Below are 25,836 nucleotides of genomic sequence, written 5' to 3'. Positions count from 1 at the left end.
AAAACAACAAAAACAAAACAAAAAAACATTTACACAATTATATTTACAAAACCAAAAGGAGGGTTTGACGCCGGCCTATTACACGGATGCCGGGCTGACCACCGTATATAAAACTGGCCAAGTCGCTCCGTATGTTAATTGGAGCGCGGGCTATCGGTTACCGACGGAGGCGGAATGGGAATATGCGGCGCGGGGAGGTCTGAGTGGCAAACGGTTTCCCTGCGGGAACACCATCACCCACAGCAATGCGAATTATTATAGTGATGCGAGTTACAGTTATGACGTAAGCAGCACCCGTGGATATCATCCCACGTACGCTACCAATGGCTATCCTTATACCAGTCCGGTGGGCTCGTTTGACCCCAATGGCTATGGTCTTTACGACATGGCTGGAAACGTCTGGCAGTGGTGCTGGGATTGGTATGGAGGCTATGGGAGTGTGGCCCAAACCGATCCGCGCGGGCCTGCTTCGAGCTCGTACCGCATGTTTCGCGGCGGCAGTTGGGACTACAGCGCGAGGGGCTGCCGGGCGGCGAACCGCGGCAACGGCGGCCCGGACGACTTCAACTCCTACCTTGGTTTCCGAACCGTGCGTCCCCCAGGTCCGTAGCGGAGAAATCAGGGCGTCAGCCCACCGTAGGCGAAAACCACCCTTTCGGAGTCAATTTTCAAGTTTCCAGACCCTAATTTCTCCTTTCCGGACGGGTATTCCTCCTTTCCAAAGGCCTTTTCCACCTTGGAAAAGGGGTATTCCACGGTGGAAAACGTGTATTCCAAGCTGGAATAGGGGCATTCCACCTTGGAAAGTGGCTTTTCCACGTTGGAAAACGCCCATTCCACCTTGGAAAACGGGTATTCCACGGTGGAAAAGGGGTTTTCCAAGCAGGAAAAGGGCTTTGGAAAGGAGAAATTCAGGCATTCCAAGGGGGCTATAAATATTTTCGTGGTGACACTTGGACCGGTTTTCGTGAGTCATCCATAAGTCAGGCAATCAGTTACAAAAAAATGCCATAATAGTTGGCGGTGTGCTTAGCGCGAATACGGATGACCATTCCAGTGACTGATTCCTCCTTTCCAAAGGCCTTTGTCAGCCTTACAAAGGCCTTTGCAACGGTGACAAAGGGCTTTGTAAAGGAGGATTGATGGCATTTTAAGGGTGATCAACGAAAATGCTGAGGCCCCGGAAATGCGAAAAGGCTCACCCCACGGTACACACGGGTGTTCCCAGTAGTTTTCTATTCGTGCTGCGAAATCGCGGTCATCAAAAAATACGCTGCAAGCTTGCCAGCAGCCGGGAAAGTATTAAGAATGTCCAAAATCAATAAGCATCAAATATGAAGAATATAAACGACATCGCTGGTATCGCCTCTCGTCGCCAATTTTTATGCCGGTCCGGCCTGGGCTTGGGCGCGGCCATCTTGCTGCCGTCTGGCTTGGCATCCGCAGCGGAACTGGCCGGGGGAACGCCTAAACGCGTGGGCCTGATTGGCACTGGTTGGTATGGTAAAAGCGATCTGTGCCGTTTGATTCAGGTGGCTCCGGTGGAGGTTGTTTCTTTGTGCGACCCGGATAAAAAGTTGCTTGCGGGAGCAGCGGAACTTGTGGCGCAGCGGCAGAAGTCTAAAAAAACACCGCGCACTTATACGGATTATCGCGCAATGCTAAAGGAGAAGGACCTGGATTTGGTGTTGATTGGGTCTCCCGACCACTGGCACGCGTTGCAGGCCATTACCGCGATGGAGGCCGGCGCGGATGTGTATCTGCAGAAGCCCATCAGCGTGGATGTCATGGAGGGCGAGGCCATTCTCTCGGCGGCACGACGGCTCCAGCGCGTGGTGCAAGTCGGCACTCAGCGCAAAAGCACCCCGCATCTCATCGCGGCGAAGAAGCAGGTGATCGAGGCCGGGCTGTTGGGCAAGATCGGGCACGTTGAAATGTGCTGTTATTTCCACATGCGCGCCAACGGGAATCCCGCGGTGCAACCGGTGCCGGATTATTTGGATTATGAGCTGTGGACCGGCCCGGCACCCCTGCGCCCGTATGATGGGCTGCCGCACATCCGCTGGTGGCGCACTTTCATGGAATACGGCAACGGCATCATTGGCGATATGTGCGTGCACATGTATGATACCGCGCGCTGGATGCTCAAGTTGGGCTGGCCCAAGCGCATCAGTTCTTCCGGCGGCATCCTCGTGCAAAAGGACGGCAAATCCAATATTGCGGACACCCAGACCGCTTTGTTTGAACACGACGAGTTCAACTGCGCCTGGACGCATCGCACTTGGGGCACCCCGCCTGATCCCGATTATCCATGGGCGATTTTCATCTATGGCGAAAAAGGCACGCTCAAGGCCAGCACCATGCGGGCTGATTTCATTCCGTTGGATAAGGACGCCAAACCGATCCACTTTGATTGCGTCTTCGAAAAGGAACAGTATCCCGAGGATGTGACTGAGAAGGGCATTGAATTGAACGCCGCGCCGGCAACACGCCTGCACATGAAGGATTTCCTGGCCGCCGTGGCTACCCGAGGACGCCCGGTGGCGGACATCGAGGAGGGGCACATCTCCACGGCCAGTTGCATCATGGCGAATGTCTCGATGAAGTTGGGCCGTCCCTTGGTGTACGATCCACCAAAGCGCATGGTCACCGGGGATGCCGAGGCCACCCGGTTGCTGCAGCGCCCCTATCGCCAACCTTGGAGCCATCCTTTGCCGGCGGCTTGAGTCACCAGAATTTGTGACCGGCACCTGTAATCTATGAGCGATCTAAAAAACAAACTCCGTTCCGGACAACTAGTCTTAGGCGGCTGGACCCTGATGGGGCATCCGGCCATCGCCGAAATCATGGCGGGCGAAGGCTTCGACTTCCTGGGCGTGGATATGGAACACACCGCGACCGAACTCAGCGAATTCTACCATCTGGCGCTGGCCGTTCAGGGAACCGGATGCGAGGTGCTGGCGCGGCTCCCGGAGTGCGATGCGTCGCTGGCCAAGCGGGTGTTGGACCTCGGGGCTGCCGGCATCATTGTGCCATCGGTCAACACCCCGGCGCTGGCGGCACAATCGGTGGCCATGGCCAAGTTCCCCCCGGCGGGTGTGCGCGGTGCTTCCCTCTGCCGCGCCACTGGCTACGGCAAGGATTTCGCCGGATATTACCAGCGGCATAATGACGAGGTCGTCGTCGTCGTCATGCTGGAACATATTGACGCCGTCAACCAGGCCGATGCCATCCTGGCAACGCCGGGCATTGATGCCGTACTGATCGGTCCCTATGATTTATCCACCTCCATGGACCTGGCCGGACAGTTGGATCATCCCAAGGTACAAGCGGCGCAGCAAACCATCCTCCAGGCTTGCCAGCGCGCTGGCGTCCCGGGGGGCATCCACGTGGTGCCAACGGCCCCGGAAGCGGTGCAGCAGCGGATTGCGGAGGGATTCCGTTTTATTGCGTGTGGGCTCGACACCCTGTTCATCCGGGAAGGCTGCCAACGCATGTTGCAAGCCAGGAAAAAATCTGTATGAGCGAAACGATCTTGGTTACCCAGCCGGAATACGTGAAAGCGGAAGCGGTCTTCAAGGCCGCCGCCGATGTGCGTTGTGAAGCAGCACCACCCGAAGAAGGCGCGCTGGCCGAACTGGTGTCCACACGCCGAATCCGCGCAGTGATTGTTGGGGTGGCACCGTATCGCGGCCCGCTCTATGGGGCGCTGGCCAAACAGGGACCCGCCATCATCTCCCGCTTTGGGGTCGGTCATGACAGCATTGATAAAGCCTTGTCCCATAAAAACGGTATCGCCGTCACCAACACCCCCGGCGTGCTGGATGAAAGCGTCGCGGAACATACCTTCTGGCTGATGGGCAGTCTCGTGCGGCGCGTCGCTCAACTGGATGCCGATATGCGCCAAGGCAACTTCCGCAGTACTGCGGGCATGGAACTGCGTGGCAAAACCCTCGGCATTCTGGGATTGGGTGGCATTGGCCGAAAGGTCGCTGCCATGGCTCACTTCGGCTTTGGCATGAAGGTCATCGTAGCCGGACGGCAACCGGTGGCCAGCCATCAGTCAACCAGCGGCATTGATTTCTACACCGACAAGGCAGAACATATTTTCCGCCAATGCGACATCTTGAGCGTGCACTTGCGCTCCGATGCAACCACCCGCCATTTCATCAACGCAGAACGGTTATCCTGGCTTAAGCCGGGCGCACTCTTGATCAACACGGCCCGCGGCGCGGTCATGGATGAATCGGCGCTGTTCGATGCGCTCAACACCGGCCGATTGGCAGGCGCTGCCCTGGATGTGTTTGAACACGAACCCTACCAGCCAGTGGCGGCAGGGAAAGACCTACGGAAACTGGACAACGTGGTCCTGACCCCTCATGTCGGCTCCAATACCCGCGAGGCCAACCGCCGCATGGGTGAAGCCAGCCTGAACAACGTCCGGCATTTCCTGGCCGGTCGCCTGGATCAATTATCGCATATAGGCAAGCCTTTGATTTGAATCACTCACGAATATATAATCTGACAGCATTCTTCCACACACTGGTTGGAGTGCCATATCCCAAATAACAAAAACCCATGAAACACCTCCTGCTACCCATCCTCGTTGGCGCAATCTGCTGGAACACCTCTGGCCTCGCTGCACCCGCTACCAATAATATCGCCAAGACGGCCACCGTCAAAGTCAGCACCAACTTTATTGCCACTGCCGCCGATCTTAAGGCCCGCATCCCTGGCCAATTGCACATCACCAAACCGGATTATATCGTCTTTGTGCCCGAGGTGAATGGCGATGTCGTCAGCGATACCGGCAATGAGCACTTCCTTGTCTTCGATGGCCCGGATGGTTCGCTCATGGCCGTGTGGACGCAAAGCTCGGCGGAATCACAACCCGATCAGCACATTGCCTTTGCGCGCAGTGCCGATGAAGGCAAAACCTGGTCTGCACCCCGGATTATCGCTGGGCCTAAAAAGGCGGGCGACGGGTTCATTGCCAGTTGGGGTTATCCTTTAGTGAGCAAGTCCGGGCGCATCTATGTGCTCTACAGCCAGCACATCGGGAAGTTTGATTCCTTCTATCATCACACCGGCTGGCTGGATGGTATCCATAGCGATGACCATGGGCAAACCTGGTCGCAGCCGCAGAATGTCAGCGTGGCGCGCAGCATCAATGACAACCCGGATACCAACATGCCGCCGAATATGCTCTGCTGGCAAAAACCGCTACGCCTGGGCAAGGACGGCAAATACTTTGCCGGGTTTACCCGCTGGACCAGCTTCGCTGTGCGCAAGAATCCCGGCAAATCATGGATCACTGCTGATTCACGCGTCGAATTCATGCGCTTTGAGAATGTGGATGCTAATCCGGCCGTGAAGGACCTCAAAATCAGTTGGTTTGCCTCCAATGAAAAAGCCCTCGCCGTGCCGCCGCCCGACTATCCCGAGGTCAGCGCCTGTCAGGAACCCACGGTTGTGAAACTGCCGGATGGCCGGTTGTTCTGCGTGATGCGCACCGCCTCAGGCAGCCCGTTCTGGAGTGTAAGCAGCGATATTGGTGAAACGTGGACCCAGCCGCGCCGACTCCTGCGCAAGGACGGTGGTGAACCGCTATTGCATCCGCTCTCTCCGTGTCCGATGTACGATCTGGGCGGCAATACCGCAGGCAGTGGTCATTACGCCCTGTTCATTCACAATCATGATGGCAACTACCAGGGTTACAAACCCACCGATAGCGGTTTCCACCGTCGCCCCATCCATCTGGTTCACGGTTACTTCAAGGCCGACGCGGATCAACCGGTCTGGTTTGATGAACCCAAATTCTTTATGGATCACAATGGCATCAGCCTGGGCAAACCCGGCACCAATGGCCGGCTTGATCTCGCGCTTTACGCCAGTTGGACCGTCCGCAACGGCAAGCCGGTGCTCTGGTACCCCGAACGTAAATTCTTTTTGCTGGGCCGTGAAATCCAACTGCCACAATAATTCTCCCAGACCTTATGAAATACTCCATTCTTTCCCTGCTCTGCCTGGCAACGGGCCTGAGCGCTTTGGCGGCAACCCCAAAAACAGCACTGCAATGGACGGAGATTCGCACCCTCGGTATCGAGGGGCAGGGTTGGACAGACGTCAAAGAGCCTTATGATCGTCTGCCTGCCAAAGCGGAAGAAAAGGTGCCCAAGGCCGTATGGAGCTTGAGTCGTCATTCCTCCGGCATGCATGTGCGGTTCGTGACAGATGCCTCGGCGATCCACGCCCGCTGGGCCGTGGGTTCCAGCAACCTGGCCATGCCGCACATGGCGGCCACCGGCGTTAGCGGGTTGGATCTGTACGTTAAAACCGAAACAGGCGCGTGGCGATGGCTGGCCGTGGCCAAACCAGTAACGCAAACCAACACCGTGGCGCTGGTCAGCAATCTTCCTCCCGGACGTCGCGAGTACTTGCTCTATCTGCCGCTCTACAACAGCACCCGCTTCGTGGAACTGGGCGTGCCCGAGGGCGCCAGCCTGACCAAAGCCGGTCCGTGGGGAACGGGAACCCGCAAGCCGGTGGTGTACTACGGCACCTCGATTCTTCATGGTGCGTGCGCGTCCCGACCTGGCATGGTGCACAGCGCCATTCTTGGTCGCCGCTATGATTTCCCGCATATCAACCTGGGTTTTTCCGGCAACGGGAAAATGGAAATCGAACTTGCCGACCTATTGGCGGAGTTGGATGCCAGTGTTTACGTGCTGGATTGCCTGCCGAACATGACGGCGGACCAGGTCACTGCGCGCGTTGAGCCATTTGTCATGAAACTGCGCGCCACCCACCCCAAGACTCCCATCCTGCTGGTTGAGGATCGCACGTATGCCGATGCCTTTCTTCTGCAAAGCCGGCGCCAGCGCAATGACACCAGCCGCGCAGCCCTCAAGGCGGCTTACGAACGACTGCTCCAAGCCGGAGTGAAAGGCCTTCATTACATCCCGGGCGAAAACCTCCTGGGCGATGACGGCGAGGGCACGGTGGACAGCTCGCACCCCAATGATCTGGGTTTCATGCGGCAAGCCGCCGTTTTTGGGCAAGTGTTGGAACCGCTATTGAAAGAGGCGGCCAACCATTGATCTTCAAGATCGCCCATAGCTGTATTCGTTTAATTACCACCTTGCCGAACAAATCTTAAGATGCAAGCTTCCCGCATGTTCTGCTCACTAATGACGCGCCGATGCCCGATGCAATTGCTTCCGGGCCTCTTGACCATTCTGTTCCTTTGCACGGCTTCGGTGCGGGGGCAAGCTTCCGCCGCTCCTTCTGCTGGCACCACGAACCAACTCTCCCGGCAACAGGTGGAAGCTCTGATTGCTGAGGCTGGCAAGACCCCGCCGGTTTGGTGGAACGACGTGAAACTGGTGTATCCTCCCACGCTGGACTTGACGTGGACGGTGACAAATAAGCCGTGGAACCCGCAACGCAACCTGGGGCAATACACTTGGGACATCATCAACCCCAATCCCGGCAAATGGCGGGAAGGGGTGCGGCTGATGCATCATGTGCTGACCGTGAACAAGGACAACAAGGAAAAGCTGGCCAAGACCGCCGCGCATCTGGCGGGCATGTACCATAATCTGCTGCGCGATTGGGCGCGCGCGGCCTTCTGGTACCGCAAGACCGTCCAATTGAGCGCCTACACGGAAGATTATTACGCCATGGAGCTGGGGGAATGTTATTGGAAGCTCGGCAACCGCGATATGTGCGTGGATTTGATCAAGGATATCACTGATGACGAAACCTGGCAGGGCAGCCTGATCAAACTCTGGGCTGATCTGGGTGATTTGGATCGCGCGCTGAAAATCGCTGAAGCTAAGGCGCATGATGATATGCCGGATATAGCTTTTCGTGCTGCCGGCGACGCCTGTCGTTTGGCGGGCAAATCGGATCAAGCCATTGCTTATTACCAGAAAGTTATAGCCGCACCTAAAGAATGGAAGGGCGCGGATAAAAATATCAAGCGCGCACGCGCCAGCATGGAGGCCATCCGGCTCTTTGATCAATTGAATTTGAAGCGGGTGCCGGACGGCGTGTACCAGCACCAGATCGAAGCCTATGCCGGCCCCATGACCGTCGCGGTGACCGTTCAAAACGCGCGCATTCAAAGCGTCCGGGTGGTTCAGCACAAGGAAAAACAGTTTTACACCGCCATCGCGGACACCACGACCCGCATCGTTGAGAAACAATCCGTCAAAGGCATTGATTTGACCACTGGCGCCACCATCACCGCCGAAGCCATTGTCAATGCGACCGCCAAAGCGCTCTCTCAGGGCATGCGATGAAGCCCGTTGCAAATCGCACCCGCCGGTGGTGCCAGGCAATTGCCTTGCTGCTATTCCTGGCGTTGCTGCTGTACGTCTGCTGGCCGTATGGCGGCACCGACTATAATCGCACGCTGCAGCAACGCGAGCAACTGCCTGCCGAATTATTCCTGTGGCTGGACCCCTTGCTGGGTTTATCCGCCGCACTGGCCGCCAAACTCTGGTTACCCGCGTTAGCGTGGGCCGGTGGTTTGCTGCTGCTCAGCCTATGGCTGCCGCGCATGTTCTGCGGTTACCTTTGCCCGCTGGGAACCCTGATTGATCTGGCGGATTCCCTGACCGCGCGCCTCCCCAAACGCTGGCGCGTGAATGAGCGCGGAGGGTGGATTCACCTCAAGTATTATCTGCTCGTTGCCGTGCTGGTCGCGGCGTGCTTTGGGGTGCTGCTGTCCGGGTTTCTCGCCGCCATCCCGGTGGTCACGCGCGGTTTGCAATTCATCCTCGGCCCGCTGGAATTGGGAATCTTGAAAGGCTGGTACCTGATTCCCGCCTTCTCCTGGACCTATTACCTGTCGCTGGGGTTATTCTTCGTGGTGCTCGGCTTGGGAGTCCTTAGCCCGCGCTTCTGGTGCCGTTACGTCTGCCCCACCGGCGCGCTGTTTTCCCTGGGCAACCTGCTGCGCCTGCGCGAACGCAAAGTGACCGACGCCTGCGTGGATTGCGGCAAGTGCGCGCCCGTTTGTCCGTTCGACGCCATCCAACCCGACCAGAGCACGCGCGGCATGGATTGCACCGTTTGCGAAACGTGTGCCACGGTCTGCCCCACGCAAGCCATCCAATTCAAACCGCGCTGGCAACCCTTGGATCGCGCACCCGTCGCCGCCCCTATGTTCACCGATCCGCCCGTTTCCCGGCGCGGCTTCCTGTGCGGCGCACTCGGCGGAGCCGCTTCCGCCGCCTTGATCCCCGCCGCGCTCAACGCCAACGGCGAATTGCCCGTCTATTTGGTGCGTCCGCCCGGCAGCGTGCCGGAAGACGCCTTTCTGCAACTGTGCATTCGCTGCGGCGCCTGCTTTCAAGCGTGCCCCAACAACGCGTTGCAACCCGCCGGACTGCGCGGCGGACTGAATGCCCTCTGGACTCCCGAGCTGGTGGCGCGCTGGTCGGGGTGCGAACCCAGTTGCGCCCGGTGCGGTCAAGTCTGCCCCACGCTCGCCATCCGCTCCCTGCCGCTCGCGGAGAAAAAGGCCGCGCACATCGGGCTGGCCGTCCTGGATCTCAAGACCTGCCTGCCGTATGCGGGCAAAGACGCCTGCCAACTCTGCGTGGATGAATGCAAAAACACCGGTTACGACGCCATTGAATTCCAGCGCGTCGGCACCGAAACCGATGCCGCGGGCAATCCCGTCGCCGATAGCGGCTTCCTCGCCCCGCGCATCCTGCCGGACAAATGCGTCGGCTGCGGCTTATGCGAAACCCGCTGCCACAAGATCAATGTCCAACATCGCGGCCTCTTGCGCGAAAGCGCCATCCGGGTGGAAGCCGGTCCCGGCAAAGAAGATCGCATCTTTACAGGCTCCTACCGCACCCTGCGCGCCGCTGAACAACAGCAACTCCACCCCGCCCGCCCCACAGGCCAAAAAGCCCCCAACGACGGTTACCTGCCTGATTTCCTGAAGTGAGCTTCGCGTCATCCCCAACGATCCATCCTCCCGCGCCGCGTGAATCGCAGGCACACAGAAGGAGTGCCGGAACCCGATTCCCCCATGGTCTGCCACCGTAATCCTTGTCGGATTGCCCGATTGATTTTTGCGGACCACCAGCGTCCCCACATTCGTCACCGACCCGGAAAACCTCCGGTGCCATTTGTTCCGGGTGTAAGATTCGGCAACATGGACGGGGTTACAGCCGTTTTTGCGGGGAACCCGCCGCCGCCTGCCTTGGATAAATTGCTTTCTGCCACCAGAAATGCCCGGTTTGCGCCCGGCACATCCCTAAATGCCTGATAAACAGTCCGTTTTGCGCCGTGCAGGGCCGAATTTGTTCGTTGCAAAAGGCAATTTGCGGTCCGCACAAAGCGTTATGCGCCCCGCATAAGGCGTTATGCGGTCCGCACAGAGCCTTATGTCATGCGCATAAGGCGTTATGCTAAGCGCATGGAGCCTTATGTTCTGCGCATAACGCGTTATGCGGGGCGCACAAGACGAAATGCGGACCGCACAGAGCGTTATGCGCGGCGCAGAAGACGTTATGCGGGCCGCATAACGCGTTATGCAAAGTACAAATCGCGTTGTGCAACGCGCAAAAACGGCTATGCGAACCACAACGCGCCTCCGCCTGCGCTAGATAAATTGCTTCCTCCACCAGAAATGCCCGGTTTGCGCCCGACAAGTGAGTAATTGGAGAGATGGTGGTAGGAGCTGGATTCGAACCAGCGAAGACGTAAGTCAGCAGATTTACAGTCTGCCCCCGTTGGCCACTTGGGTATCCTACCACGCCCGGCTTTCGAGCAGGGACGGCGATTTAGCCAGACTCTCCTGCCAAGCTCAAGCAGAATTTTGGGGGATTTTTCTGAACGCGCCGTTTGCCTGCCAAACTCGCTTTTTTATTAGGCGTTAGCGGTTCATTGATTTGGCTTCTGCCAGATAAATTTACTATCTCGGCAAACCTTCCGCACGCAGTGGAATGGAAGCGGATGCCGTTGCCCATTAAGCGTCAGGACGCCACGGCGTCTTGCTGGTGAGCGGTCTCCCATGCCTCAATATCTCCGGCAAAGTATTGCACCCGCACTTTTTTGTATTCCTTGGAGGAATACAGGGCACCATACCGGGTGATACCGGTCGCCTCGGAAATCGCTTTTAAAACGCCATCGCACTGATCCTGGGTCGGGGCGTGGACCATGGTGAAGATGGAGAAAGGCCAGTCCGGATAACTAGGGCGTTCGTAACAGTGCGAGACTGCCGAAAAACTGGCGGCCACACGCCCAAAGGCTTCGCGTTGTTCCACTGGCACATCCCAGACGCCCATGCCGTTGGCTGAAAAACCCATTTCCCGGTGTTTTAGCACGGCGGAGAAACGGCGCATGCGTTTTTCGGTGATGTATTGCCGTGCGGCCGCGAGCAGTTCGGACACGGAAACGCCGGCTTCGGAGGCCCAACTATCAAAGGGGCGGGAGACAATCGGCAGGTTGCGCTGCATCACCCGAATCATGCGTTTATCTGTTTCCGTGACGGGAATGCCGGCAGCGGCCTCCTGATCCTCAGCGGAGAAGGCAGGCTTGTCGCTGCGGGTGGCCAGGTCTGCGCTGCCGGAAAGATCAAGTTTCACGCCGATCTTGAACAGACGCAGGGTGGGCAGGAGACGGGTGGATTTGGCGCCGGACAAGCGGTGCAGGATGGCGAGGGTTTTCTCCAGTCCCAGGATGCTGTGCGGCGGCACGGCGAGGGTGTACCAGAGATTGAAAGCGTTATTGCGCCGGTAATTGTGGGAAACACCGGGATGCTGATTGATAACGGCGACGGCCTGATCCAAGTGTGACTCATCCACCATGGCGGCCACGAGCGTGCTGTGATAGCCGAGGGATTTGCTATCAAAGATCGCCGAGATCTGGCGGATAATGGGCGGCGGCGTCTTGAGCGCCGCAATGCGCTGAATAACTTCGCTTTCCGGCAGGCCGACCCGTTCCCCGATGACCTGAAAGGGTTGCGGATCCAACGGGACTTCCGTCTGGATCAAATCCAAAATCCTGGTATCCGATGCTTCTAGTTGTCGCGCCATGCCATGCTCCAGTCCGTATCAATGGTTCAAATCTGGTTAACTTGTTTTTCAACGAATAAAGTCGTTCCCTGTCCCCCACCCCGAGCGCGCACACCGATTGGCTGGTATGAGTTTCGGGCGTTGGTTTCATTCGCCGGCGACCAAAGTAGTCCATTCCGGGCCGAGTCGCAACTTTCTGGTGCGCCTTTCAGGGCTGCCACAAGCTCGGTTTAGTTCAAGCTGGAAGCGGCGGTTCGGGTGTTCCCATAGCAGCACAACCGAAACGGAGGTGACGAGTCTCAAATGTGGTGGTGCGGAAAATTTTGGAGTGCGGTGGCAACCGCCGGGGGAGAAAGGGGCGGATGGCGACACCGCTTTGGATTTGCTCCGTCCAGTTGCGTGCGCGCGGGAGGCGACGGCGGCTTCCCAAGGACGTCCGGCGGTAGGCCGCCGCCCAGCGGGACGGGATAATCACCGGATTTGCTTGTGCGCCCATCCAAAGCGGCGGCGCGGCCCCCATCACCCCGCCTTGCCGCCGCACTCTCCAAAAAATACGGCTCGCGCGATTCCTTGGGCAAGGGCCAAAAATACTTTAAACATCGGTTTTAACATTTTTTGGAGGGTTGACGAATAGCGGCTGTCCATGGAATGTTAATCCGCATGACATGATATGACTACTGCCAATAAAATAACAATTTTGCGAATCCTGTTGGTGCCGTTTTTTGTGGTGCAACTTCTGTACTACTTTTCCGGGAGCAATGAATTGGATCGCCTGCTGGCCATGCTGGCCTTCACGGTGGCGGCTATCCTGGACGGAGTGGATGGCTACATTGCACGGCGCTATAACCAGAAAAGCGAACTGGGTACCATCCTGGATCCTATGGCAGACAAGCTACTATTGGTAAGTGGATTGGGTTTGCTGAGCCTGTATGAACAGCATTTGACACCAAAAATCCCCACCTGGCTGACTGCCGTCGTGTTCAGCCGCGACATTATTCTGATGCTGGGCATGGGAGTCATCTATTATACCTGTGGCAAAATCAAAGTGGTTCCGCGCTTGGTCGGCAAGGTGGCCACCTGTGCGCAGATGGTGACGGTGGGTTGGGCGATGCTCAAGTGGGATGCGCTGTACCTGCACCACGTCGCTTTGCTGGCGGCCATCGCCACGGCAATTTCCGGTCTGCTTTACCTGCGCGATGGCATCAAACAGCTCAGCCAAAGCCCGTCCAGTCTGCCGGATCGTTCGGCTTGAATATCCCTCAGACGACTTGTGTTTTGGGGAATGATTGAACGCGATGGCGTCTCCGCGAATTCACCTCGTGCCATTACGACTTGCGAGGGATTGGGTTTGCGGGCATAGTGGCCACGTCGCACAGGGGTAACCGGACGGGAATCGGCGAGGCTCATGAACATCGCTGTGCGCCCGACAGGCAAACTGAATTATGGAAAAATTCAATACGGATTTGGACTCGTTCAGCACGGGGCTTCCCGGGCTGGATAAGATGCTGCAAGGGCTGCGCGCGGGGGATAACGTGGTATGGCAGGTGGAAACCGTGGATGAATATCTGCCGTTCGTGCTCGCATATTGGGAGGAGTGCCGCCGGCAATACCGCAAGCTGGTGTATTTCCGCTTTGCGCGGCATCGCGAGTTGATCCGTGACAGCATGGGCGGCATCCGCGTGCGGTTGCGCCCGGAGGAGGGGTTTGAGAAGTTTCTGGGTGAGATGCTGGATGTCATCGAGCAGCAGGGCGTCGGGGCGTGTTATGTCTTCGACTGGTTGTCCGATCTCGCGGCGGATTGGTACAGCGACCGCATGTTGGGCAATTTCTTCCGCATCACGTGTCCCTATTTGTACGATCTGAAGACGATTGCCTACTTCGGGCTGCGCAAGGATCAGCATTCGTTTCATGCCACCGATCCCATCAGCCGCACGGCGCAGGTGGTGCTGGAGGTGCACCGCAAGCGCGATCAGTTGTATCTGCACCCGCAGAAGGTGTACGAGCGTTACACCCCCACGATGTACATGATCCACGCCTGGGAAGGCAGCGATTTCAAGCCGGTGACGAACAGCGCGGTGATCACCGAGGTGCTGGCGCATGTGCCGCAGCCGTGGCTGGATTTCAGCATCCATCGGCTCGGCGTGTGGACCCGGACGTTCCGCCAGGCGCAGGCGACGTTGAACGCGGTGAAGAACGGCAAGAAGTCCGCCGCGGAGGCGGAGGCGTTCCTCGAACGCGTGATGAAGATGGTTATGACGCGCGACGAGCGTTTCTTCAACCTGGCCCGGCGCTATTTCGACCTGGGCGACATGATCGAGATCATGAAGCGCATGGTGGGCACGGGCCTGATTGGCGGCAAGACGCTGGGGTTGTTGCTGGCGCGCGCCATCCTCAAGAAGGCGAATCCCAAATGGCAGCAGCGGCTGGAGGTGCATGATTCCTTCTTCATCGGCGCGGATGTTTTCTACACGTACCTGGTGGAAAACGGCTGCTGGTGGCTGCGCCGCCGGCAAAAGGATTTCAACGTGCTGCTGAAGAACGCCGGCGAGGCGCGCGAGAAGATCCTCACGGGGACGTTCCCGGATTACATCCAGGAACAGTTCGCCGAGATGCTGGATTACTTCGGGCAATCGCCCATCATCGTGCGGTCGAGCAGCTTGTTGGAGGATAATTACGGCAACGCCTTCTCAGGCAAGTACGAGAGCGTGTTTTGCGCCAACCAGGGGACGCCCGAGCAGCGGCTGCAAGCGTTCATGTCCGCGGTGCGCACCGTGTATGCCAGCACGATGCACGTCGAGGGGCTGGAATACCGGCGGCATCACGGGCTGCTGGATCAGGATGAGCAGATGGCGCTGTTGGTGCAGCGCGTTTCCGGCGAGATGTACGGGCATACCTATTTCCCGCAACTGGCCGGCGTGGGCTTTTCCTTCAACCCGTTTGTCTGGCATGAGGATATTGACCCCGCCGCCGGGGTGTTGCGCATGGTCTTTGGCTTGGGCACGCGCGCGGTGGACCGCACGGATGATGATTATACGCGGCTCGTGGCGCTGAATGCGCCGATGAAACGGCCCGAGGGCAAAGGCGGCGATACCCGCCAATATACCCAGCGGCGGGTGGATGTGCTCGACCTGAACGATAATCAATTGACGGCGAAAAACTTTGAGGACATCGCGCCGCAACTGCCGCCGGCGCTGCTGGAACTCTTCGCCGAGGAGGGACTGAGCAATCGCAGCGGCACCGATTGGATGGTCAACTTTGACCCGGTGTTTGACAAGACGACCTTGATTGAGGAGTTGCGGGAATTGCTGTCCACCCTCCAGGATGCCTACCAACATCCGGTAGATACCGAGTTCACCGTCAACTTCCTGCCGGATGGCGACTACCGCATCAACCTGCTCCAGTGCCGTCCGTTCCAGGTCAAGATCCTTGGCGAAGGCAGCCGCGTGCGCATGCCAGCGAGCGTCAAGCCTGAACATATCATGTTGGAATCCGGCGGGCCGATCATTGGCCACAGCTTGAGCACCGCGATTAACCGGCTGATTTACGTGGTGCCGTCGGTGTATTCCCAGATGGGCATGAGCCAGCGCTATTCCGTGGCCCGGGCCATCGGGCGGCTTACGCACCTCGAGCACGAGGGGGAGAAACCCACCATCATGCTGCTCGGCCCCGGGCGCTGGGGCACATCCATGCCCTCGCTGGGAGTGCCGGTTTCCTTTGCGGAAATCAACACCGTCTCGGTGATCTGCGAAATGGCGGTGATGCATCAGGGCCTGGTACCGGATATTTCGCTCGGCACACACTTCTTCAACGATCTGGTGGAAATGGATATGCTCTACTTCGCCGTCTCACCGGGCAAAGCCGGTCACCGTTTCCGGGAAGAACTGATCAAGCAATGCCCGAACCGTTTGACGGAACTGCTGCCTTCTGCCGCCGCCTTGAGCGAGACCATCTGGGTGATTGATAACGCCGGCTCGTCTGCCGGAAGGAGCTTCTTCCTGAACGTGGACTCCATGAAACAAAAGGCGGTCTGTTACACGGAGGCTAATCCGAAGTGATGGGGTAATTTCAATCCTTCCATTCCCCGGTGCGCAAGTATGGCTTGAGCTTTTGCTTCAAAGTTTCCCGGGCGCGGAAGATGAGTGACTTGGTGGCGGATAGCGAACTGCCGACGACTTTGGCAATCTCCTCATACGACAACTCATTCTGCTGACAAAGTAGCAGAGCGGTGCGCTGGTTCTCCGGAAGGGTGGCCAGGGCGGATTGGATTTTCTCCTTCAGTTCTCCATGCATGGCGGCGTCGGGCGGGGAGGGGACCGAGGCATCCTCGATCTGGCGTGCGGGATGTTCTTCGTCCGCCTCCAGATTGGCGTCCATGGATTCGGCAGGATGGCGCGAACGCCGCCGCAGTTCGTTCAAACACAAGTTCCGCGCGATGGTAAAGAGCCACGTGGAGAAGCGGGCCGAGACATCGTAGCGATCCGCCGCCTTATGAACCTGGATGAAGACGTTTTGGGCAATGTCTTCGGCCTCGTGCGAATCATTCAGGATGCGGGCGGTGAAATTGATGACGGGCTGTTTGTATTTATCCACCAGCGTGGCAAACGCCTCACGGTCGCCCCGGCGGATTTTCCGCATCAGTTCGGCATCAGGATCGGGGATGGATGGATCGCGCGGGGCCAAAGTCAGTTACCTTCTATGCGGTGCGCGCCCGGCGGAAGCGTCCGTCGCCGGAGGCTTTGCCATCCACCCAGTGTTTATTTACAGCCAACATGCGTCCAGTTTACTCACAACCGGCTGCCGGTGCAATGGTCTAAAGTTACCGTCCAAACAATTGCGGCAGATAGGTGGTCAGCGGCGGCAGATAGGTGATGAACAGCACGCCGACGAAGAGCATGCATTGCATGGGGATGACGGCGCGCGAGACCTGGAGCACCGGTTTGTTGAACCGATAAGAGGACAGAAAGATGTTGATGCCAATCGAAGGGGTCAGGAGTCCCAGTTCCATGTTCGCGAGGAAGATAATGCCCAGATGGATCGGGTTAATGCCGTACGCCAGCCCCAACGGCACCAGCAACGGCACCACCACCACAATCGCGGAATAAATATCCATGACGCACCCCACCAGCAGCAGGAAGATGTTGAGCGCGAATAAAAAGGCGTACTTCGACTTGACCATCGTCGTCACCCATTCGACCCCCCGGCTGGGAATCTGCGCGTCAATCAGGTAATTCGTGAATCCGAGCGCCACGCCCAGGATCAACAGCACGCCGCCCACCAGCAAGCCGCATTCGGCCATGACGCGGGGAATGTCGCGTCCCTTGAAGTCACGATTGATGAAGGTCTCCACCACAAAGGCATAGAGCGCGGTTACCGCTGCGGCTTCGACCGGCGTCGCGAACCCGCCAAAGAGCGCGGTCAGCGTGACCACCGGCAGCGCGAGTTCCCATTTGGCCGCCCAGATGGCGCGGCCGGCTTCGTTCCGGTCAAACCCTCTCCGGCTGGCGGTGGTTTGCTTTGGCCCGAGGATGAAGCCCAGCCAGATGGCCATGGCGACCAGCAGCAGGCCCGGCCCGAGTCCGCCCAAAAACATTTTCTCAATGGTCACGCCGCCGACCTTGTTGTTGGTGGAAGCCACAATGGCGTAAAGAATCAGCGGCAGGGATGGCGGAAACAACAGCCCCAGTCCGCCGGAGCCCGTCAATAAGCCCAGCGTGGAGCGTTCGGAGTACCCGGCCCCCATGAGCACCGGCATCAGCAGCCCCCCCAAGGCCAGAATGGTAACGCCCGACGCACCGGTGAAGGAGGTGAAGAACACGCACGCCAGGACGGTAACGATGGCGGGGCCACCGCGAAATTGCCCCATCAACGCATGAAACACCCGCACCAGCCGTTTGGAAGCGCCGCCTTCCGCGAGAAAATAGCCAGCCAGCGTGAACAACGGCACCGTGGGCAGCGTCGGGTTGGTGACAATGGAGTAATGCGTCAGCGCAATCGAGGCGATCGGGAGATCCTCGCCCCAAAACAGGATCAGCGCCGCGCCGCCCAGCATGATGAAGATGGGCGCGCCCAGCACCACCGCCACGACCAGCGTCACCAGCCCGGTCATCACCAGTCTATCGGCGGCGATGGGGGGATGGAGGGCGAGGCCAACCAACGCGCCGGCCAGCAGCAGCGTCAGGAGGCGTCCACCCCATTTGTCGGCGGCGTGCCAGAGCAGGCGCAGCGTGATGATGCCAAAACCCACCGGCATGATAAGCTGAAAGACCCAGACGGGAATGCCATACGCCAATATTTTCCCGCCCTCGCGTTCCGAAGCCACCAGTTGCACCGCCGCGAAACACAAAAAGACACTGATACCGGCGGCAAAGGCGCTGCTAAAAACGTGCGCCGCCGTTTGCCAGCGGCCCTTGAGAAAGCTGGTGAGGGTGGAAAGCGCCAGCAAACGCCGGTCGCGCGCAGCCAACATGCCGCCCAGCAAGCCGACAAACAGCGTGCAGTGCTGCTGAAAGGCGGACGTGCCGGTGATGCCCGTCTGAAACAGTTTGCGCAGGATGATTTCCAACAACGGCAGCAGCACCATGACCGCCAAGGTCAGGGAGACCAGCAGGTTTTCCCCTTCGCGAAGCCAGAGACGCCAACCGGCAACCGGGGCATCGGTTGGCGGGGAACCCGGTAAACCGACCAGACTTTCGGGAATCACTGTTTATTTCCTTCCTTCGCGGCGCGGAATAGCTTCAACTGGTTCACAACCTCATCAAAGAAATCCGCCGGCACCGTCCCGCCACGGATTTTGGGATAGGCGGCTTCCGCCGTCTGCCGCCACTCGGCCACGATCTCCGGGGTAACCGTGTTCACCTTCAATCCGCGTTTGCGCATGGCGTCAATGGATTCCTCGCTCTCGCGACGGCTGTCGGCCTTGATGAATTTACCAGCTTCCCGGGCCGCCTGGCGCACGCCTTCCCGGCTTTCGGGCGGGACTGCGTCCCACGTTTTGCTGGTCATCACCACGGCACCCACGAGCGGTACCCAAGGCAGATCGAGCATGTTGGGAGCCACGTTGTCCACCTGCGCGGCCAGCGCAAAGGTGGGTAACAACGGCACCGCGTTAATCAGCCCGGTCTGCAAGTTCGGCATGATGTCCATCGTTTCCAACGAAACCGGGTTGCAGCCCATCGAGCGATAAATCGCGCCTTCGGCGGCGCTCGTGGCGGAGGAAAACAGCTTGGTTTTCTTCAAATCCTCAGGACTGATAATCGGTTGTTTGGAAAAAAATCGCACCCAGCCCGCGTCGCTCCAAAACAGCACGACAAACCCTTTTTCGGCAAGCCGCTTTTCCAACAGCGGCTGCATTTTCTCAGTAATAAAATCCACCTCCTCCAACGAGCGGAACATCAATGGCAGGTTTTGCAGGCCCACCACGGACGGTTCGATTTCCCCCAGCCCGGTGGCACTCAGCAAGCCGGACTGCAACTGGCCCAACCGCATCCGGCGCACCATATCCGCCTCGGAGCCCATGGTGCCATCGGGATAAATCGTCAGTGCCACACCGCCGCCGGGGGCCTGTTTCCATTTCTCGCCCATGGCCTGAAGATGCTTGTAGAACGAGGAGCCTTTCGGTGCCAGCGTGCCCAGCCGCGCTTTCACCGGCCCGCTGGCGGCATGGGCCACTTCAAAGGTGGCGAGGCTGGCCAGCAGCCCCAAAGCCAGTGTGGCACAAAGCGCATAACGTCGCGTGGATCGGTTCATGATTTGATTTGACTGTTTCATCGGTTGAAAATTCAATTTGAAAAAGGTGTCTTTTGACGTCGGATTCAAGGTTTTCCGCCCGCCGGTTTTTCTTCGTTTTCGATCAGGAATAAATCCGCTTTGCGCGATAGCAACCAGCGCGCCCGGCGCTGCATCACCAGATTCAGCAGGCGGGTGTCCGGATGGGCGTCGGGGTTTACGACCAGCGCCCGGTTGAGCAGCGCCTCGAATTCTTTCACGTTTTGTTTCTGGATGGTCACCGCCTCCGCCAGTGTCACCATCGGCCCGGCACTATTTTCCCCGGCGATGGCCAGCGCGCGCTCGAAATGCTGGCGCGCGCGCACCGTTGGGTCGCCGGTCGCTCCTTTGCGGGCCATTTCATACGTAATCATGAAACTGTGAATCGCGCCCGCCCCATAACTCTCATCCAGTTCCAGCGCCCGGTCAATCAGCGCTTCCATGGCCGGAATTTGCGCGATGAGGTCCGGGTTGTCCTTGGAAAGCGTGATGGCCGACGCCCACGCGGCGGCGGTCCAATAAATCATCGGCACCTCGGCTTTGGTGAAAACGCGCACGGCTGCTTTGGGGTTGGTTTGCAGCGCCTGCTTCAGGCCGGGGTGATTGGCTTCCAAGCCGCTCAGCCCGTATTGTTTGGCACGCAAATACAAGCGCCGGGCGCGTTTGCGCATCGCCTCGGCGGCAGCAAGGTCGCGCGCCTCCAGTTCATCGGCCTCCTGCTCGACAAACGCATACGCATATTGCGTGAACCCGCTGGCTGCCGCCGTCAGCAAACCCTTGTGCGTGGGATTCTCCGCCAGCAGCGCTTCCAGCAGCTTCAGACTGAAGGGGACCGCCGCTTTGACCAATTCGGGATCATCATCGCTCGCATACGTCGAACCGCTGTGGGCGAGGGCGTCGGCGACCTGGTTCAAGGCATAACGCCGCACGGAACAGCCGCTGCCCGCAGACCACACCAGCAATAAAACACACAGCACCCCCCATGCGTTCAGGGGAGTCCTGCCAGCCCAATTATGTTGAATGTCCATCTTCAATCGCGCGTTTAAATACGCTGCAAAGCCAATAAATTCAACGCAATTCCAAAAAATGCAACCCCGGTTTTTTGCCAACGCGCATCGGGACAGCCAAGCCACCGCTTATCGCTGCGATTTCGGTAGGCGATTTTTCTTAAAACCACTGGACGCCAACCGAAATTCAGGTCTAGCCTTTCCAAAAACGCGTATGGAATGCAAAAAGGAACGCAACCAGTCCAACTGCAATTGCAGTTACAGCCCTTGTCCCCGCAAAGGCATCTGCTGCGAATGCCTGCAATACCATTTATCCAACCGTGAACTGCCGGGGTGCTGTTTTCCCAAGGATGCCGAGGCAAGCTGGGATCGCTCGTTTGAACACTTCGCCCGCCTCGTGAACACCCACTCCGTATAGAAAGCCGCGCATGACCTTTCTGCCCATCGTGAATCGGGAGTTGCGGGTGGCGTCCCGGGAGTGGCGCACGTATGCGCAACGTTGCTCGGTCCTCGGCGCGGCGATGCTCCTGACGTTGTGGATGGGCGGTGTGAGTGGACGGACGTCCGCCGCCGCCTTCGGGCAGCAATTGTTTCATGTGTTGCTGTGGACTGCGTTTGTCGTCAGTATCATCAGCGGTTTGATCGTCACCTCGGATTCGATCAGCCGCGAGAAACGAGATGGCACACTCGGCTTCCTGTTTTTGACCGATTTGCGCGCGTACGACATTGTCCTCGGCAAATTCGCGGTGACCTCCGTCAATATTTTGTACGGTTTGATGGGCGTGGTGCCAATGCTGATGATTTCACTGCTGTTCGGCGGCATCACGGCGGGCGAGGTGGCACGCGCCGCACTGGCGCTGTTGCTGTGTCTGCTGTTCGCGATTTGCTGCGGTTTGTTCGCCTCGGCGTCCTGCACCAAGGCCAGCAACGCCTTCAGCTCCGGCGTGAGTTGTGTGTTGCTGACCATGGCCGTGTTGCCGCTGGCGGCGCTCGCGATTTCCCACGGGGTCTGGGACACAGCTCCTCCAGATTGGGTTATTGCCCTTAATCCCGCCTATGCCCTGGCCAACGTGGAAGCAAGTGATTATCAAACGAAGACGCTCGAATTTTGGGTCTCCTGTGGCTCCTCGCTGGCGTGCAGCGTGTTGTTGTTTGCCGTAGCGAGCCTGCGCACGCGGCGCAGTTGGCAGGAACGTCCCGAAGGCGCTGCCAAACTTCGCCTGAAAGACCGTCTGCGACAATGGGCCTACGGCAGCACCAGACGGCGGTTGAGAGTGCGGCGGCGCTGGCTGGATCGCAACCCGGTTGTATGGCTGGGACGACGGCACCTACTGAAACCCTGGTTTGCGTGGGCCCCGCTGCTGGCGGCACTGGCTTTGTACGCTTGGGCACTTTATTACCAGTATAAATATCACGAGAAGCTGACCGGCGAACCCATCGGGGTTATCGTGGTCGCGTACTTGGTAAATCTGATGTACAAACTGGTGATGGCCTCCGAGGCGGGCCAATGTTTTGCGGAAGACCGCCGCGTTGGCGCGTTGGAACAGTTGGCCGGCACCGCGCTGACCACCAGGGACATTATTTGGGGACGCTTGCGGGCGCTGTTCTTCACGTACATTTGGGCGATCAGTGCGACGCTGCTCCTGGAGTGGGGATTCTTTCTGGCCTGCGATTTTCGTAAAAGCCATGAAAATGAAGAGGAAATCGTCGCCACCGCCATCGTGGGCACGTTCGTGTTCGTCGCGGACCTGGTCGCGGTCGGTTTTCTTTCCATGTGGACAGGGCTCAAGACTCGCAATCCGGTACGCGGCACCACGTCCGCCATCTGGTGGATTTTGATTCTTCCGTGGCTCGCCATGGTGGTGATTCAAACCATGATGCAAACTCACGAATTCAGCGGAATGCTTGCGATGTATGCCATGGTTAGCCTCCTGATCGGTGGGGCTGCGATCAGTTTATCGCTGCACTCCATGCGAAAATATCTGCGCGTTTTGGCCGTCAATCCCGCGTTGCTGAAATTGCGCGATTACAGCCGTGAAGCGGATTTATTTCGCAAAGCGGGGGCCAAGGAAGAGGCGCTATAAAATGCAATTACCTTTCAACTTCTTCGGTCAATCTTGGAGCCACTATCGCCCACAAATCATTCTTCTCACGCTAGGCTGCCTGGTCGCCCAAGGCTTCGCCGTGACTGTGCAGGATGCTCCGTTGGAGACGACGGTGACCGGTAACCAATATCGGCTCACCTTGCACCGCGAAAGCTTGGACCTCGGTCTTGAGTTGCTCGGTCGGGATGGCGTCTGGCACGTTGCGTTCAAACCCAGCGCCGCCAATGGCGCACTGGTGCAGCGAGGCGAACCGCGCATCATGAACGGACGCCGCGCCACGTGGACGCTCACGGCCACGCCAGATCAGATCGTCGTTGGGCAACAGGCCATGCTTGATTCCACCGATGCCGAACTGCTGGACGTGCATTACCTTTGCCGCGATCACGGCGTTTTGATTGGCACGCGCGTTACGGGCACCAATGCTTCCACGATTCTATGGACACCGCCGCGCGTCGCTTTGGCGGACACCAATTTTGATGGCTATCTGTTTTGGGACGGCGCAGGGCAACCCCACCACGGAAGCTTTGCCAAACTCACGCCCACGCCCGCGTACGCCGGAGTATCTGCGTGGGATCAGACCGGGGATGTTGCCCGCAAACTGTCGGTCACGCGTCCGGCGCTTATGGCCTGCGCGAGCGGCTGGGGTGTCAACTTGGGCGTGGTGTTTCAAGACTATTCCACCCGCTGGTCCGGCAGTCATACGTTTATCCAGCGGCACACGCCGCAGACGGTGTACTTTTATACGGGGTACGTGCCGGTCACCCGCGCGCAGCAAACGCTGTGGGCCTGGCTCGCGCCGTTTAGCAACGGTGAACCTGCGCCAACCGCCGCGCAGGTGGAAGCGCTGGTGCGCGAGGGCGACGCGGCGATTCGCGCCTTCAAACCCATTTCCGTGCCGCCGTCCGCTGCCCTATCCCAACCGCTGTCCGAACTGTCGTCGGCGCTGCGTCGTTCCTTCCCCGTGCCGGATTTGAACGATGCCGTCGTTTACACCGTCAACGAGTTCACCGATTCCGAGGCCACCCTGAACCTTGCGCGCGCGGTGGGCACCGATTTGCTGATTCGTGGTTGGTTCAAGTGGAATAAACGCCCGCCGGTTGAGCGCTGGCGGGAATTCCCCCAAAAAGCTCACGGCGCGGGCGCGTGGTTCGGCGGCGGCATCACGTGCAGCGCGTTATACGATGGCGAAAACGGCATCACTCAGCCGCAACTACTGGACATGGCGACGCGCGGCCCCGACGGCCAACTGCTCAACGCGTGGGATCAACCTGGCATCCGACACGGTTCCCTTTCCAGCCCGGCATATCTTGATTATCTCTTCCGTTGGTGCCGCGAGCAAATGGACGCTGGGGCGGACTACCTGTTCATGGACGAACATACGGCGGTGCTGGGACCGCGCGAGGGATACGACGATTATTCCATCCGGGATTTTCGGCGCTTCCTGCGCACGGAATGCGCTGCCACCCGAGAGTTCACCCCGGCAGACGTTCGCTGGCAAACGCAGTACCAGGTGGCCTTGAGCGATCCGAAAATCTGTCCCGGCGGCACCGTGGAAACTTTTGAGTACCGCGCTTACCTCGCGGCCCATGGGTGGGTGAAACAGCCCACCGACTCGCGCAATCCGCTATCCAGCCTATGGCACTCGTTCCGCACTTGGCGAGACGACATCGCGTGGAAAACCCTTACCGGCCGCATTCGTGCGTATGCCCGCGAGAAGGGGCGGCCTGTGTTTATCAGCGCCAATGGCCTGGCGCGCTACGTGGATTTGCAAGTGCTCGGCGTCTGGGGCCAATGGCAGGTGGAACAAGGGCGCATGAACCTCGCAGCGAATATGCTGCCTGAAATACGCAGCCTCGTGCAACGCGGTCAGGAACTCGCAGGCCACCGTGTGCCCGTGGTGTTGTTCCACGATTGGGGCTTTGGCGAACCGCCCTTCCCGTATCTCGGCGTGCCCCCCAGCCAGCGCGAATTATGGTTGCGCACGCGCGCGCCGGAGATTTACGCCGCCGGCGCCCGGTTCGCCTTTCCGCTGCTCGGTCCGTTCGGTTGCGACGCGCGCGGGGATGGCACATTGCCCGTCATGGTTCGCCAGACCACCTTTTACCAAACCCACCGGCAACTCTTCCAGCAAGGGCGCTATCGGTGCTCTGAACCCTTGCGTACCAGCACGCCCAACCTGAGCCTCGCCGCGTGGACGCTGGATGCCCCACGCGCCGTCGTGCTGCACGTCATCAACCGCAATACGCGCGACGGCCAGTTGCAGCCGCAGCGCGCCCTCAGTGTGGACGTGCCCTTGGATCGCGCTCCGGCGAGCGCCTACGCCGTCTCGCCCGATTGGGCCGGTGAACGCCCGGTGCAGTGTGCGATTGCGGGCAAAAACCTGCGTGTCACCCTCGCCGACCTCGACGCCTACGCCCTCGTCTGGCTGATGTTTCCCGAAGCCATGGACCTGGACCGCCTGAAAGACTCCGCCCGAATCCGGCTGATGACGCATTGGGAACGCCCCGAGCGTAACGAATTCCGCGTGCGCCCGGATGGTTCCGTGGAAAACGCCAGTGCCCTGAACGGCATCCTCCAAGGCAAACTCCACGCGCACATGCGCAACCCGCCCACCTTCCTGGTGGATGCCGCCAAACCGGAGACGCTCTCCGTCCACGTGCGCGCCGTCTCCACGGCGGGCGGGCGTTTGGAATACCGTGTGGATGACCGCATCGAACGCGCTGTGGACTTGCCGGACCTGGATCATAAGAACGACACCAGCGCGGCGGAATACGATAAGGTGATCGTGCTGCCCATACCTGCCGGCAAACACCGTGTCACCCTCGATAACACCGGTGCCGATTGGCTCGTCCTTTCGTGACTGGAGTTTCAGAACACCGCATCTGCCAGATTTAGCTTGATACCAATTTGAACACCAGG

19 protein-coding genes and 1 tRNA gene are annotated in these 25,836 nt (G+C 58.8%); 13 read left to right on the top strand and 7 right to left on the bottom strand.

From position 1 onward, the window contains the following. Window positions 1-610: formylglycine-generating enzyme family protein (locus WCO56_18965; protein MEI7731662.1), on the top strand; the 610-nt coding region annotated here is incomplete at its 5' end. 8 nt (window positions 611-618) lie between these two features. Here WCO56_18965 and WCO56_18960 read toward each other — a convergent pair. Continuing rightward, entirely contained in the window at window positions 619-861 is a 243-nt protein-coding gene (locus WCO56_18960) for a hypothetical protein (GenBank protein MEI7731661.1), read from the bottom strand. Between the two features lie 482 nt (window positions 862-1,343). Here WCO56_18960 and WCO56_18955 point away from each other — a divergent pair, with 482 nt between their 5' ends. The 7 genes from WCO56_18955 (at window position 1,344) to WCO56_18925 (ending at window position 9,967) form a co-directional block, all read left to right on the top strand. Then, complete coding sequence (locus WCO56_18955; protein MEI7731660.1) at window positions 1,344-2,726, top strand: Gfo/Idh/MocA family oxidoreductase; 1,383 nt, start codon at window positions 1,344-1,346, stop codon at window positions 2,724-2,726. A 33-nt stretch (window positions 2,727-2,759) separates the two neighbouring features. Continuing rightward, window positions 2,760-3,524 (top strand): aldolase/citrate lyase family protein, encoded by a 765-nt coding sequence (locus WCO56_18950; GenBank protein MEI7731659.1) that lies wholly within the window; start codon window positions 2,760-2,762, stop codon window positions 3,522-3,524. Continuing rightward, the gene (locus tag WCO56_18945; protein ID MEI7731658.1) at window positions 3,521-4,501 is read left to right on the top strand and encodes an NAD(P)-dependent oxidoreductase; all 981 of its coding nucleotides are present in this window, start codon (window positions 3,521-3,523) and stop codon (window positions 4,499-4,501) included. Before WCO56_18950 ends, WCO56_18945 begins: the two co-directional genes overlap by 4 nt. 77 nt (window positions 4,502-4,578) lie before the next feature. Further along, window positions 4,579-5,982 carry a sialidase family protein gene (locus WCO56_18940; GenBank protein ID MEI7731657.1) on the top strand — a complete coding sequence of 468 codons (1,404 nt, stop codon included), beginning with the start codon at window positions 4,579-4,581 and terminating at the stop codon, window positions 5,980-5,982. 14 nt (window positions 5,983-5,996) lie between these two features. Continuing rightward, on the top strand, window positions 5,997-7,100 hold the full coding sequence (locus WCO56_18935; protein MEI7731656.1) for an SGNH/GDSL hydrolase family protein: 1,104 nt from the start codon (window positions 5,997-5,999) through the stop codon (window positions 7,098-7,100). Window positions 7,101-7,175: 75 nt separating this feature from the next. Then, the gene (locus WCO56_18930; protein ID MEI7731655.1) at window positions 7,176-8,306 is read left to right on the top strand and encodes an FMN-binding protein; all 1,131 of its coding nucleotides are present in this window, start codon (window positions 7,176-7,178) and stop codon (window positions 8,304-8,306) included. Continuing rightward, window positions 8,303-9,967: a 4Fe-4S binding protein gene (locus WCO56_18925; GenBank protein ID MEI7731654.1), complete on the top strand. Its 1,665-nt coding sequence runs from the start codon at window positions 8,303-8,305 to the stop codon at window positions 9,965-9,967. Before WCO56_18930 ends, WCO56_18925 begins: the two co-directional genes overlap by 4 nt. A gap of 726 nt (window positions 9,968-10,693) precedes the next feature. Here the strand turns inward: WCO56_18925 and WCO56_18920 are convergent. Both WCO56_18920 and WCO56_18915 read right to left on the bottom strand, forming a co-directional pair. Continuing rightward, window positions 10,694-10,779 (bottom strand) — tRNA-Tyr (locus tag WCO56_18920). 221 nt (window positions 10,780-11,000) lie between these two features. Then, window positions 11,001-12,062, bottom strand: coding sequence for an Lrp/AsnC family transcriptional regulator (locus tag WCO56_18915; GenBank protein ID MEI7731653.1), 1,062 nt, complete (start codon window positions 12,060-12,062; stop codon window positions 11,001-11,003). A gap of 649 nt (window positions 12,063-12,711) precedes the next feature. Here WCO56_18915 and WCO56_18910 point away from each other — a divergent pair. Together WCO56_18910 and WCO56_18905 are read left to right on the top strand one after the other, a co-directional pair. Further along, complete coding sequence (locus tag WCO56_18910; protein ID MEI7731652.1) at window positions 12,712-13,293, top strand: CDP-alcohol phosphatidyltransferase family protein; 582 nt, start codon at window positions 12,712-12,714, stop codon at window positions 13,291-13,293. 190 nt (window positions 13,294-13,483) lie between these two features. Then, window positions 13,484-16,096: a PEP/pyruvate-binding domain-containing protein gene (locus WCO56_18905; protein ID MEI7731651.1), complete on the top strand. Its 2,613-nt coding sequence runs from the start codon at window positions 13,484-13,486 to the stop codon at window positions 16,094-16,096. 10 nt (window positions 16,097-16,106) lie between these two features. Here WCO56_18905 and WCO56_18900 read toward each other — a convergent pair whose 3' ends face one another. The 4 genes from WCO56_18900 to WCO56_18885 all read right to left on the bottom strand — a co-directional run bounded on the left by WCO56_18900 (window position 16,107) and on the right by WCO56_18885 (window position 20,833). Next, the gene (locus WCO56_18900) at window positions 16,107-16,721 is read right to left on the bottom strand and encodes a sigma-70 family RNA polymerase sigma factor (GenBank protein ID MEI7731650.1); all 615 of its coding nucleotides are present in this window, start codon (window positions 16,719-16,721) and stop codon (window positions 16,107-16,109) included. Between the two features lie 136 nt (window positions 16,722-16,857). Continuing rightward, window positions 16,858-18,741 (bottom strand): TRAP transporter large permease subunit, encoded by a 1,884-nt coding sequence (locus tag WCO56_18895; protein ID MEI7731649.1) that lies wholly within the window; start codon window positions 18,739-18,741, stop codon window positions 16,858-16,860. Continuing rightward, window positions 18,738-19,808 carry a TRAP transporter substrate-binding protein DctP gene (dctP, locus tag WCO56_18890; protein ID MEI7731648.1) on the bottom strand — a complete coding sequence of 357 codons (1,071 nt, stop codon included), beginning with the start codon at window positions 19,806-19,808 and terminating at the stop codon, window positions 18,738-18,740. The genes WCO56_18895 and dctP overlap by 4 nt, the downstream gene beginning before the upstream one ends. 44 nt (window positions 19,809-19,852) lie before the next feature. Further along, window positions 19,853-20,833, bottom strand: a complete 981-nt coding sequence (locus WCO56_18885; protein ID MEI7731647.1) for a TRAP transporter TatT component family protein — start codon at window positions 20,831-20,833, stop codon at window positions 19,853-19,855. 193 nt (window positions 20,834-21,026) lie between these two features. On the opposite strand from WCO56_18885, the gene WCO56_18880 reads away from it, so the two are divergent. Genes WCO56_18880 through WCO56_18870 form a run of 3 tightly spaced genes read left to right on the top strand, consistent with a single transcriptional unit; the run spans window position 21,027 to window position 25,777 of the window. Then, window positions 21,027-21,230 carry a DUF6485 family protein gene (locus WCO56_18880; protein ID MEI7731646.1) on the top strand — a complete coding sequence of 68 codons (204 nt, stop codon included), beginning with the start codon at window positions 21,027-21,029 and terminating at the stop codon, window positions 21,228-21,230. 10 nt (window positions 21,231-21,240) lie between these two features. After that, a complete protein-coding gene (locus WCO56_18875) occupies window positions 21,241-22,896 on the top strand; it encodes an ABC transporter permease (GenBank protein MEI7731645.1) in 1,656 nt (551 codons plus the stop codon). Between the two features lies 1 nt (window position 22,897). Beyond that, on the top strand, window positions 22,898-25,777 hold the full coding sequence (locus tag WCO56_18870; GenBank protein MEI7731644.1) for a hypothetical protein: 2,880 nt from the start codon (window positions 22,898-22,900) through the stop codon (window positions 25,775-25,777). Window positions 25,778-25,836 lie beyond the last annotated feature (59 nt).

It is taken from the genome of Verrucomicrobiota bacterium, assembly GCA_037139415.1.
GTDB lineage: Bacteria > Verrucomicrobiota > Verrucomicrobiia > Limisphaerales > Fontisphaeraceae > JBAXGN01.
The sequence above is the reverse complement of the archived record's forward strand: the minus strand, read 5'-3'. Positions and strand labels throughout refer to the sequence as shown.